We start from the raw sequence: 1599 nt of genomic DNA, 5'->3' as shown, positions 1-1599 counted from the left end.
GTGCGGGGTGCGGGGTGCGGGGTGCACAGTGCGGGCGCCAGCGCACTACGCACTACGCACTACGCACTACGCACTACGCACAGATCACCGGTCAAAAGTTCCCGACACCGGCCCACCACCGCATCGAACATCGGTTCGGTCAGCCGTCCGGTCTGGGTGTTGTAGCGGCTGCAATGGTAGGAATCCAGTAGTCGCAGACCGTTGGGCAGCACATGCTCGACGCCATGGCCGAAGCGCCAGGCCGACTGCCGCAGGTCCAGAGCCCGCAGCACGGCATTGTGGGCCACCTGGCCCAGAGCGAGCAGCACGGCCGCATCCGGTAGGGTCGCGAGCTCGGCGGCAAGGTAGCCGTTGCAGGTACGGACTTCCTCGGTGGTGGGCTTGTTCTCCGGCGGCAGGCATTTCACGGCATTGGTGATCCGGCACCCCCGCAGCACCAGCCCGTCGTCGACGGCCGTGGCCTCCGGCTGACTACCGAAGCCGTGCGCATACAGCGTGCGGTACAGCAGGATACCGGCGAAGTCGCCGGTGAAAGGCCGCCCGGTGCGGTTGGCGCCGTGCATCCCGGGCGCCAAGCCGACGATCAACAGCCGCGCCTCAGGGTCACCGAAGGGCGCCACCGGTGCGGCATGGTAGTCCGGGTGCGCCCGTCGGACCGCCGCCAGATGATCCGCCAGCCGCGGGCAACGGGTGCATTCAGGATCGAAGGTCACGGCATACGCGGCCGTCACGCCGCACGGGCTCCGCATTGTCCGACATTCGCGCCGCTCACGGCGCCATCTCCTGAATCAGGCCGTGGCGGTAGGCAAGGCGGGTCAGCTCCACATCCGTCCCGATGTCCAGCTTCTCGAAGATGCGCTGGCGATAGGTGCTGACGGTCTTTTGGCTGAGCGACAGGCAATCGGCTATTTCGTGGTTACGCCGCCCATCGAGGATCATCAGCGTCACCTGCATCTCTCGGGCGGACAAGTCCGCGAAAGGCGTTTCCTTGGTACCGCGCCAATTGGCCACCATGCGCCTCTGGGCGAGTTTCGCGTCCACATAGGGCAGCCCGCGGTGCACAGCGCGGATGGCATCCAGCAGCTCCTTCGCCGGGCAGCCCTTGGTGAGGTAGCCGACGGCGCCGGCATCGTGCACCTGGGTAGGCAATGGCTCGTCGCTCAGCGCCGACAGCGCGACAATGCGGGCCTGCGGCACCACACGAGCCAGGCGCCGAGTGGCCTCGATACCGCCCATGCCCCCCGGCATGTTCAGGTCCATGAGCACGACATCCACCGCCAGGCCCTGCTGGGCCTGCGCCACGGCCTCCTCGCCGCTCTGGGCCTCGGCCACCACGGCGAGGTCCCCAGGGGCTTCGATGATGGAGCGCAGTCCGGCGCGCACCAGTTGATGGTCGTCGACGATCATGACTCTGATCATGGCAGCTCCTCGACGTGCAGCGACTCGATCCTGCGCCGTTACCTAGGGAAGCGCCGATTTATTGGCGCTTCCCGTGCGGGGCAGGACGCCCCGCCATTGTCGGCGACGCAAGTCGCTGAAAATGAAGGAGCCGGGAAACCGCCCAATGTCCGAACAGGCCCGGCTCCGTCTGATTTTTGG

The 1599-nt window shown here is 66.9% G+C and carries 2 protein-coding genes; both read right to left on the bottom strand.

The annotated features are described in order from the left end of the window. Positions 1–59: 59 nt before the first annotated feature. On the bottom strand, positions 60–731 hold the full coding sequence (locus I6U14_RS12910) for a uracil-DNA glycosylase (RefSeq protein WP_296899913.1): 672 nt from the start codon (positions 729–731) through the stop codon (positions 60–62). Positions 732–768: 37 nt separating this feature from the next. Then, positions 769–1419 carry a response regulator gene (locus I6U14_RS12905; RefSeq protein ID WP_296899912.1) on the bottom strand — a complete coding sequence of 217 codons (651 nt, stop codon included), beginning with the start codon at positions 1417–1419 and terminating at the stop codon, positions 769–771. Between the last annotated feature and the right edge of the window lie 180 nt (positions 1420–1599).

Origin of the sequence: Thiohalocapsa sp., from assembly GCF_019695415.1 — a bacterium.
Lineage (GTDB): Bacteria > Pseudomonadota > Gammaproteobacteria > Chromatiales > Chromatiaceae > Thiohalocapsa.
This window is presented reverse-complemented; position numbering and strand designations above follow the sequence as displayed.

Bases quoted from the DNA above. Each gene is read 5' to 3' on its own strand.
- I6U14_RS12905 (WP_296899912.1), bottom strand. From the start codon at position 1,419: ATGATCAGAGTCATGATCGTCGACGACCATCAACTGGTGCGCGCCGGA.